Source organism: Sinomonas sp. G460-2, from assembly GCF_047759905.1.
Classification (GTDB): domain Bacteria; phylum Actinomycetota; class Actinomycetes; order Actinomycetales; family Micrococcaceae; genus Sinomonas.
The window spans coordinates 1-9539 of sequence record NZ_JBKZWT010000129.1; the positions used below are offsets into that span (position 1 = coordinate 1).

Here is a 9539-nt window from a genome sequence, read left to right on the forward strand (position 1 = left end):
GGGCTCGACGACGGTGCCCTCGACGCCGTGCTCAACACTGACGGCGGCGCGCTGGCGCTCGGTCACGCGTACGGGGCCTCGGGGGCCGTCTCCGTGGTCCGGTTGCTCGCGCGGGCGCAGTCGCTCCCGGACGGGGCGCCGTGCCTCGCGATGATCAGCTCGGCCGGCGGGATTGGCACGGCGGCCCTCTTTGAAACCCGCCGCCTCCCCTGCTAGCCCTCCGGTTGTGGGGTCTCTGGCGGGCCGTTGCGGGGTCTGCCAGCTGATTGTGGGGCTCTGGACCCCTCAACCGGCGGTCGGGCTAGTCGCCGTCGGCGAGGCCTCGGGCCGCGAGCGCCTCGCCCGTCCGCCGACCGTACGCGACCGCCGAGAGGACCACCGGGATGGTCCGAGCCCGCACGTTCCGCTCGAGCCCGCGGGCCCGCGCGGCGTCGCCCACGTCATCGAACGCTCCGGCGAGCACCGGGATGCTCCGCAACATGATCGCGATCGCCAAGGCGAAGCGCTCGGGGTCCGCCCCGAAGCGCCGGAACGGCCGCGCGAGGCGGGCGACGGCGTCGAGCAGCTCCCGGAGCGGGACGGTGGCCGTCAGGAGACCCGCGGCGAGGAAGCACATGAGGAGGTTGAGCACGATCCGCGCCGCCGGGGCCGGGCCGAGCTGCCACCACTGGAAAACCCCCAGCACGCCGCACAGGGGCAGGATGAGCTTGCCCGAGCCGGCCAGGCGTCGCCATCCGAGGCGCGCGGAGGCCCACCCGGCCACGAGCCCGAGGACGGCAACGCCAGACACCCGCCAGTCGAGCAGCACGAAGCTCGCCGCCCCCGCAGCGATCACCCCGAGGAACTTGGCCCACAGCGGCGCCCGGTGCAGCCACGAGTGCCCAGGCACATAACCGGCCAGAATCCCGCCGGCAGGACGCCCCCTCATCGGTGACCCGTGGGAAGCGCGCACAGCGCACGGTAGAACGCCACCGCATCGGTCGGGTCGCCGTCGAACGCGATCCTTCCGCCGTCGACCACGAGGATGCGCTCGGCGTCGAGCGCGAGTTCGAGATCGTGGGTCGAGAACACCACCTGCTGGCCCAGACTGGCCACGGTGCGGCGCAGGAGCTCGCGGTTACGGAGGTCGAGCAGAGTGGACGGCTCGTCGAGCACGAGCACCTCGGGCTCGACGGCAAGCACGGCCGCGAGCGCCATGAGCTGCCGCTCGCCGCCCGAGAGCTCGTACACGCTCTGGTCGGCGAGCGCCGCAAGGCCGAAGCGGTCCAGCACAGCCTGCGCCGCCGCGGAACGGTCGGCGCGGGAGCGGTGCCGCTTGCGCAGCGAAAGCTCGACGTCCTCGCGGCCGGTCGGCATGACGAGCTGGGCGAGTGGGTCGGTGAAGACGAATCCCACGCGCTGACGCACCGCCCGCCCGTCGCGCACCGTGTCGAGCCCGCCGACCGAGACCGAACCAGACGAAGGCTCGACGAGCCCGTTCAGCAGCCTCAGCAGGGTCGACTTGCCCGAGCCGTTGGCCCCGATGACGCCGATGCGCCGCTCGGTGAGCGTCGCGGACACGCCCTCGAGGACCACCCTGTCCGGGCGGTCCTCGACCGGGATGGCAACCCGCACGCCGTCGAGCTCGATGCGGCTCACGCGCGCTTGACCCTCCGCACCAGCACATCGGGGAACGCGCGGTGCACGGCCACTGCGGCGATCGCGGCGACGATGTCCTTGATGATGTCGCCCGGGTAGTACGCGAGGTCCGCGACGAACGCGGCCTGCCACGAGAGCTTGAGGTTGATCATCATCCCTAGCACGCCGAAGCCGTGGATGATCACGACCGAGACGAGCAGCGACGCGACGACAAACCACAACGCGCGGCGCGATGCCGCGAAGCGGCGGATCACGAGCTCGGCGAGGAGCCCGAGCACGTACGCCCCCACGAGGAACGCGACGATGTAGCCCGCCGAGCCGCCGGCGAGGATCTGGAGCCCGGCACGCCCGCCCGAGAAGATGGGCAGGCCCGCGAAGGCGAGGACGAGATAGAGGCCGACGGCGGCCGCGGCCCGGGTGCCCCCGAGCACGAGCGCCGTGAGCGCCACGGCGAGAGTCTGCAGCGTGATGGGGACGCCGAAGCTCCCCACCGGGATGCCCGGAACGATCGCGGACGCCGCGATGAGGGCCGCGAACACGGCGACGAGCGCGAGTGACTGGGCGTCCCACGCGCGGCGCCGTCGCGAGGTGCCGTGGCCGTGGGGCGCGGTCTGCTGGCTCATGCTTCCTCCTTGGCGGCCCGGCGCACGCCGAACCCTTGACTCAGAAGGCTACGCACCGCCGTCGTCCTCTATTTTGTGGGCATCCCACGAGCAGGGGCGATCCGCCGTTGGCGATCCGCCACAAGTGCGTGCCGGTAGACTGGTCCAGGCCCGGATCTGGGCCGCGACCCCGAAAGGCCTACCCCGTGATCACTGTCCAGAACCTCGAACTCCGCGCTGGCGCGCGCCTGCTCATGGACGAGGTGACGTTCCGGATCGACAAGGGGGACAAGATCGGGCTCGTGGGGCGCAATGGCGCCGGCAAGACGACCCTCACACGCGTCCTCGCGGGCGAGGGTATTCCCGCGGCTGGCACGGTCACGCGCAGCGGGGAGGTCGGCTACCTCCCGCAGGATCCGCGGACCCCGGACATGGAGCAGCTCGCGCGGGACCGCATCCTGTCCGCGCGCGGCCTCGACGTCGTGGTCCGGAAGCTTCGCGAGGCGCAGACAGCGATGGCGAGCGACGACGCTGACGTGCAGCGCAAGGCGATGGGCCGCTATGACCGGCTCGAATCGGAGTTCCTCGCGGGCGGCGGTTACGCGGCGGAGGCCGAGGCCGCGGCGATTTCGGCGAACCTCGCGCTGCCGGATCGCATCCTCAACCAGCCGCTCCGCACGCTCTCCGGCGGCCAGCGCCGCCGCGTCGAGCTCGCGCGCATCCTGTACTCGGCCGCGGACACGCTGCTCCTCGACGAGCCCACCAACCACCTCGACGGCGACTCGATCGCGTGGCTGCGGGACTTCCTCAAGGCCCATCAGGGCGGGCTCATCGTCATCTCGCACGACGTCGAGCTCCTCGAGGCGACCGTCAACAAGGTCTTCCACCTCGACGCGAACCGCGCCGTGATCGACATCTACAACATGGGCTGGAAGCGCTACCTCACCCAGCGCGAGACCGACGAGCGCGCACGACGGCGGGAGCGCGCCAACGCGGAGAAGAAGGCTCAGGTCCTCCTCGACCAGGCGAACAAGATGCGCGCCAAGGCGACCAAGGCGGTCGCCGCGCAGAACATGGCGAAGCGCGCCGAGCGCCTGCTCGCCGGGGTCGCGGAGGAGCGCGTCTCGGACCGCGTGGCCGCGCTGCGCTTCCCGGAGCCGGCCCCATGCGGGAAGACCCCGCTGCAGGCCGAAGGGCTCTCGAAGTCGTACGGTTCGCTCGAGATCTTCACGGACGTGGACCTCGCCGTGGACCGCGGGTCCCGCGTGGTGATCCTAGGCCTCAACGGCGCGGGGAAGACGACCCTTCTGCGCATGCTCGCGGGCGTAGACTCGCCGGACACGGGCGAGGTCGTCCCCGGGCACGGGCTCAAGGTCGGCTACTACGCGCAGGAGCACGAGACCCTCGATCCGGACCGCACCGTCCTCGAGAACATGCGCCGCGCCGCGCCGGACCACCTCGGCGACGCGGACGTTCGCGGCATCCTCGGCTCGTTCCTCTTCACAGGCGACGACGTCGACAAGCCCGCCGGAGTCCTCTCGGGCGGCGAGAAGACCCGCCTCGCCCTCGCCACGATCGTCGCCTCGAGCGCGAACGTCCTGCTCCTCGACGAGCCCACCAACAACCTCGATCCGGCGAGCCGCCGCGAGATCCTCGGCGCGCTCAAGACGTACAAGGGCGCCGTCGTCATGGTCAGCCACGACGAGGGGGCCGTCGAAGCCCTCAGCCCCGAACGAGTTGTGCTGCTGCCGGACGGCGTCGAGGACCTGTGGAGCGCGGACTACCTCGACCTCATCACGCTCGCCTAGGCGGCACGCAACACTGCTTAACTTCTGCCTAACTTTTTGACAGTCGGTTTACTCAGGTTGTCATGAGGCTGCGGACCCCCTAGCGTGTGGGTTGCACGCTTGATGTGAAACATGCAGGGGGGTCATGGGCTTCGAGCATCCATTGCTCGAGCGGTGTGTCGGGCGCTTCGCGTGCGCCCAGCTCGGGGGTAGCGTTGTCGCGCTGAGTGAGCCGCTCGTGGATTTCATGGTCGGGGCCGTGAAGCACGGCCTCGTGCCCGTCGTCGTCAGCCCCGGCGGCCCGCGCTGGACCTGGCTGGCTCGCTTTGTGCTCGACGGCGTGGGTGGGCGCCGGATCGGGGCCGTCAGCGCCGGGTTTGTCGACGCGCGGGACGGTGCGCTCCACGAGGATCTTGAGGCCCTCCTGAGCGGGCAGCCCTCGGTGCGCGCCTACACGCCCGGACCGGCGGATCTCGATGCCTACCAGGCGACGTTCTCCGTAACCGTCCACTACCCGCCGCTCGAAGCGGCGACCCTCGGCCGGCCAGGAGAACTCCTTGCCCTACACCTGGCCGGCGGCCCACTCACAGCGTGGGGTCCCTACGAGCCCGCGACTCTGGACTGGGACCGTGCCGCGTACACCGCGGCCGTCCGCCGGCGGATGCCCGCCGACCTGCGCCTCGTCCTCGTCGGAGACGGGATCCAGATGACGTCCCTCATCAAGCGCACGCGGACTGGCGTCGAGGAGACGGTGAGCGGTGTTGCGCTGCTCGGACCGGCGTCGATGGATCTCGCGGTGGTGGGGGAGAAGGCCGCGGACGCCCTCGCCGCCGTCGCCCATGAGGTCCCGCTCCCCGTCCTCGGCACCGTCACGGCCCAACTCGGTGCCCACGATCTCATGAGCGCACTGACTCCGGATCCGCCGCCCGTGCCGGTCGCGGCCCTTATCGGGCCGCGCGCCGTGCGCTCCATGGCGCGCGACGTCGATGGGTTGGGTCGCGATTTCGCGGTACGAACCGCGGGGAAGCTTCGCGTGCCGTCAATCGTCGCGACCTTCGCGGGGGCCGCGCTCCCGCCATGGGACGAGGCACAAAGGTTCGCAGAGGCGCTCGGAAGCGAAGCGATCGGCCGCGCGTTCGCGGCTCCTCGTCGGGGAGGTTCGGGCGGCGGAGCTGATCGTGGCACCAATTTGGAGGGAGTCATCGTGGAAACGAAGGGGGCACGGTGGTGAGTGGCTGGAGACTCGTCCCTCGTGGGGTGAGCAGCGCCTTGGTCTCGGCTCAGGATTCGGTGGAGCAGATTCGAGGCGGGCTTAATGCCCTGTCCTCGGCGCCCGAGTCCTTGGCCGGCGGGGCTGGTGGTGATGGGGTGGTCGCGTCAGCGTTCGCCTCATTTCTCGAGGAGCAGGCCTCGGGCCCGCTCACGTCGATGATGAGCAGATACTCGGCGGCCCTCACGGGGACTGCGTCTGCTGCCGAGGCCTACGTGGCGGGCGACGAGGAGATGGCCTCGAACTTCGTGCGCGATGCCGGGCAGGCAACGTCGTTCGAGGATCAGCCCCGGTTCAAAGGCCGGAACACGGCATGGTAGCGGCCGTGGCGGGAGCTGGCGGTCTCATCGCCCCGGATCGGATCCCGGGCGAGGAGCTGGATCCCGGGCGGGTGCGGACTGTCGCGGAGACCCTGATTGCGTCGAGACGTCGGGTGGCGACCGGGGCGGATGGCGTCGAGGCGGCGTGGGCTGGTCTCCCGGCGGCGTTCGAGTCCCCTGAGGCACCGATCGTGTACGGGGCGATGGAGCCAGCGAACCAGGCAGCCCGCGACTTCGCGGGACGGCTGGACGCCGTCTCGCGAACCCTCGATGAGTACGCGGAGCGGATTCGGCCGATCAAGGCGGATCTCGCGTCCGTGCGGGCCGACGCGATGGCGTTCGTGGAGGAGGTGGGCCCGGACGGGCTCGTATGGGTGAACGCGTCCGAGACCAAACGGTACGAATTCGACGCGCTCGCCACGGCAGGGATGGGCGCCTCGGGGATGGTCGACGGCGTCGCGATGGGTGCGCTGCTGTCGCCTCAGGATCCGGTGGACTACTTGATTTCGAAGGGCGAGACCGCGCGTTCGGGGCCTGCCGGCCCGCAGATCCTTGCCCCGTGGCACGAGTCGGGATCCTATGTGGATCGGAACAACCGTTTGCTGGACCGCGTGGCGGATGCGTTCGCGAAGCTGAGCCAGGCCGAGGCCGACTGTGCCGACGAGATCAACCGGCAGCGCACGGTGTCCGTGGCGCCCGTTTCTCGGATCGAGTCGTGGGAGCTCAAGCTATCCGGTGCCGGGGCGGTGGATCTGCCCTGGGGCCAGCGGGCCGAAGAGGATCGCAACTGCGGGGAAAGCATCTGGTGGGGCGCTGGCAATTCCATGAACGAGACGGTGCAGGGACTGGGCGGGCTCGCACTCGGGTATGACGCGCAGCGGGACGAGTTCTGGCGAGGGGAGGCCTACGCGAGCTCGTGGAAGGGCTTCGCGGTCGGCATCGGCTCGATCGCACTGGCGCTGAACCCGCTCTCGCCGATCCTCGGCCGGATGGGTGTGCCCGTGTTCAAGGAGGTCAACGACAACGTCGAGGCCATGGCCAAGTCGCTCGTGGCGTGGGACACCTGGGGGAAGAACCCTGGCGAGGCCCTCGGAATGGCGGCGGTCGGCGTCGGAGGCTTTCTCCTCCCGGGGCCGGGTGAGGCGGCGGGTGCCCTCAAGGGCGCGAGCGCGGCATCGAAGCTCGCCAAGGGGTCCAAGACTGTCGAGGAAGCGGCCCAAGGCGGACGAACCGCCGAGGACGCGGCTGCAGGCGCGGGCAAGACGGTCGGGCACGTCGCCGGGTCAACCGAACAGCGTCTTGCCGAGCTGGAGAAGGCCGGGCCGGACGCCGCAACGCGCGGCCGCCACGCGAGCGAGACGCTCTCCGACCTCGGTGCCCATGAAACCCGCCTCGACATGGGCCATGGGGACGCTGCGCCCGCGCACCCGGAGCCGGACAGAGTCCGCGGGCCCGGCCAGCAGCCGGAGGCGCGGGCCGAGACGTCAAGCGTGGACCAGCAGCAGGCTGTCGAAGCGCCGCCAGCTGGTCAGCCGATCCACTACAGAGACCATTTCACCGTTCCGGAGCAGTTTGCTCGGCCGGAGTATCGGCACGAGGTTTCTGTGTCGGCCGACGTGATCAAGAAGCCCCAGACGCCCATATCTCGCCAGATGAACTTACAGCCGAATACGCTCTATCACATTGAGGGGAGGGGAGACTTCTATACGGGCGAGCACGGCAAGGTCGTCTACGTTGAGGGGCGTTATGGTACGAAGGGGAACCGTTTCTGGGACCTGATGAAGCCGGAGGCGAACGTCACATATGTCATTCATCCTCGTGTTGACGCACAACTTGACGGGGTGAGCCACGCTCACGTGTTCCTGACCGATGCCAGAAGCCGGGTGGTCCGGGCTTACACAGAGGCGCTCTCGCTCGGGACGGGCGACCGCATCCCAACTGCGCAGGCGAGCGTTGGGCGCCAGGGTGGTGACGAATTCGAGGGTGGCCACGTCTTCGCCGACTCCACCGGTGGTGGAGGCGAGAAAATCAATCTGATTGCCATGTTGCGCGAAGTGAATCGTGGTATCGGTGACAGCTTCGGCAACCTCGAGGGGGAGTGGAGGTCGGCATTGAGGTCCGATCCGAAGTTCAGAATCGAAGTCGACATTCGTATCGACTACCGCGAGACTCGGACGGTCCCGACCGGATTTGACGTTTGGTATTCGACTAATGGCAAGAAGCCAATTGTTAGGGAATTTGATAATGAGTAGGGAATCTGACCGCGTTGATTCGCGAGACATCCTTGAAGAAATTGGTAGCGAACTCCGCCGTAGTCGAGCCGAGGGTGACGGGCAAATCATCCTCCGCATGCGCGCATTAGTAAAGCTCAGATCCTATGAAGCATATGCGTTGAATCCAAATGGCAGATATGAAGGTCCGGAGGGCCGTGTGAATGAAATTCACCTGAGCCGGGAGCTTCGTGACAAGTTAAAGGATCTGCGATCAGCGTGTTACCGTGAAAATGAGGGCACCTGGTTCAGTGCCCGCATTGAGGTGGCCGAATTCGGTAACCTTGCAGCTGAGTTTAATTACGACGATGAACCCGAATGGGATGCCCCGCCGGATCCTGTCGCGTACGTGAATGATTTTGAGGTGTTTCCCCGCGATGAGGCTCATCAGCCGGAGTGGCTGAAGAAGCAGCTGGCGGAGGGGAACAAGAAGATCGCGCGCCACATCGCGCGTGGTGGCAAGCGCTGATGCGAAGGGAAGTGATCTGATGTCCGAAGGCGGTCTGTTCGCCCAAGGCGAGGCGTTCAACAAGGTGGGGGTTGAGCTGTATCGTCTGCTTTCTCCGGGAGACGAGCGCATAGTCCTTTCGGCTTCTTCGCTCGTTAGCGTTCTTCAGGGACAGATCCTTGCTGTCAATCCAACGGGGCAGTATGCGACGCCAGAGGGACGAGTAAACGCGGTGACGGGCAGCGAGGCTCTGTTTCTTGCCGTGAGGGAATTGCGCGAGACGTCATACCAGGAGGGCCTCGGCACATGGTATGGACTACGGGTTGAAGTTACGCCCTCCGGCGGCGCCACCGCTGATTACAACTACGATGACGAGCCAACGTGGGACCCGCCGGTTGATCCGGAGGCCTACGTTCTAGATCAGCGCACATTCCCGCGTGACGAGGATGAGCGGCCTGACTGGCTCGTAGAACGTCTGGCGCAGGGCGGTTTTGAGACTGCTCAAGGCTGAGGGCAGATCTTGTACTCGGTGGAGATCCATCTCGAAAGTGAGTATGGCTACGAGATCGCAGCGCTGAATGAGGCGCCGGCCTACCTCTCCGATGCAGTTCGCGATCAGTTCGTGAGTGGACGAGCTCGCGCTGACGTCCGGCAGGTTCGGATGCCCTAACGCACCTCGAGCGGCTCCGCGGCCGTCACCCGGGCCAGGTCGGCGTAGCTGATGGTGAGCATCGACTGGTGGTCGCCCGCGCCTGCCCACAACAGGGGATAGCCCCTGAGATGCACGTCGATGAGCGTCCGCAACGGTTCTGGATGCCCCACCGGGGCGACGCCGCCCACGCGTTGCCCTGTGTGCTCGAGCACGAACTCGGGCGTCGCGCGCTTGATCTTCCCCGAACCGAGCTGCCGCGCGACGAGCCTCGTATCGACCCGGGCGGCCCCGCTCGCGAGGATGAGAAGCGGGGCGCCGTCGAGCTCGAACACGAGACTGTTCGCGATCGCACCCACCTCGCACCCGAGGACCTCGGCCGCCGCGACCGCGGTGGGCACGTCGTCGTCGAACGTTTTCACGGTGTCCGGCAGGCCAGCGGCGAGCAGGGCCCGGCGCACGCGGTCGACGGCGGGGCGGTCGCCGTCCAACCCGGTCACCGGAAGCCCTGGGCGTCGAGGATGGCGTCCTCTTCCTCTTCGGCGGTGGGCCGCT

General features: G+C 68.2%; 10 protein-coding genes and 1 pseudogene. 7 read left to right on the forward strand and 4 right to left on the reverse strand.

The window, feature by feature from the left end; genetic code table 11:
• Positions 1 to 216 (forward strand): annotated as a pseudogene (locus ACLN58_RS12805) (acetyl-CoA C-acyltransferase); the annotation flags it as partial.
• A gap of 85 nt (positions 217 to 301) precedes the next feature.
• Here ACLN58_RS12805 and ACLN58_RS12810 read toward each other — a convergent pair.
• The 3 genes from ACLN58_RS12810 to ACLN58_RS12820 are packed head-to-tail and all read right to left on the reverse strand — an operon-like array spanning position 302 to position 2261.
• Positions 302 to 928, reverse strand: coding sequence for an energy-coupling factor transporter transmembrane component T family protein (locus ACLN58_RS12810; protein ID WP_415855647.1), 627 nt, complete (start codon positions 926 to 928; stop codon positions 302 to 304).
• On the reverse strand, positions 925 to 1638 hold the full coding sequence (locus tag ACLN58_RS12815; RefSeq protein WP_415855648.1) for an energy-coupling factor ABC transporter ATP-binding protein: 714 nt from the start codon (positions 1636 to 1638) through the stop codon (positions 925 to 927). The genes ACLN58_RS12810 and ACLN58_RS12815 overlap by 4 nt, the downstream gene beginning before the upstream one ends.
• Positions 1635 to 2261 carry a biotin transporter BioY gene (locus tag ACLN58_RS12820; protein ID WP_415855649.1) on the reverse strand — a complete coding sequence of 209 codons (627 nt, stop codon included), beginning with the start codon at positions 2259 to 2261 and terminating at the stop codon, positions 1635 to 1637. The genes ACLN58_RS12815 and ACLN58_RS12820 overlap by 4 nt, the downstream gene beginning before the upstream one ends.
• Positions 2262 to 2446: 185 nt before the next feature.
• On the opposite strand from ACLN58_RS12820, the gene ACLN58_RS12825 reads away from it, so the two are divergent.
• The 6 genes from ACLN58_RS12825 to ACLN58_RS12850 all read left to right on the forward strand — a co-directional run bounded on the left by ACLN58_RS12825 (position 2447) and on the right by ACLN58_RS12850 (position 8846).
• Positions 2447 to 4048 carry an ABC-F family ATP-binding cassette domain-containing protein gene (locus ACLN58_RS12825; protein WP_415855650.1) on the forward strand — a complete coding sequence of 534 codons (1602 nt, stop codon included), beginning with the start codon at positions 2447 to 2449 and terminating at the stop codon, positions 4046 to 4048.
• A 124-nt stretch (positions 4049 to 4172) separates the two neighbouring features.
• Entirely contained in the window at positions 4173 to 5258 is a 1086-nt protein-coding gene (locus ACLN58_RS12830) for a DUF6177 family protein (RefSeq protein ID WP_415855651.1), read from the forward strand.
• Positions 5255 to 5617 (forward strand): DUF6507 family protein, encoded by a 363-nt coding sequence (locus tag ACLN58_RS12835; protein ID WP_415855652.1) that lies wholly within the window; start codon positions 5255 to 5257, stop codon positions 5615 to 5617. Before ACLN58_RS12830 ends, ACLN58_RS12835 begins: the two co-directional genes overlap by 4 nt.
• A 113-nt stretch (positions 5618 to 5730) precedes the next feature.
• Complete coding sequence (locus ACLN58_RS12840; protein ID WP_415855653.1) at positions 5731 to 7869, forward strand: DNA/RNA non-specific endonuclease; 2139 nt, start codon at positions 5731 to 5733, stop codon at positions 7867 to 7869.
• Between the two features lie 97 nt (positions 7870 to 7966).
• Complete coding sequence (locus tag ACLN58_RS12845; protein WP_415855654.1) at positions 7967 to 8356, forward strand: hypothetical protein; 390 nt, start codon at positions 7967 to 7969, stop codon at positions 8354 to 8356.
• A gap of 19 nt (positions 8357 to 8375) precedes the next feature.
• A complete protein-coding gene (locus tag ACLN58_RS12850) occupies positions 8376 to 8846 on the forward strand; it encodes a hypothetical protein (protein WP_415855655.1) in 471 nt (156 codons plus the stop codon).
• A gap of 155 nt (positions 8847 to 9001) precedes the next feature.
• Here the strand turns inward: ACLN58_RS12850 and ACLN58_RS12855 are convergent, their stop codons facing one another.
• Positions 9002 to 9484 (reverse strand): YbaK/EbsC family protein, encoded by a 483-nt coding sequence (locus ACLN58_RS12855; RefSeq protein ID WP_415855656.1) that lies wholly within the window; start codon positions 9482 to 9484, stop codon positions 9002 to 9004.
• Between the last annotated feature and the right edge of the window lie 55 nt (positions 9485 to 9539).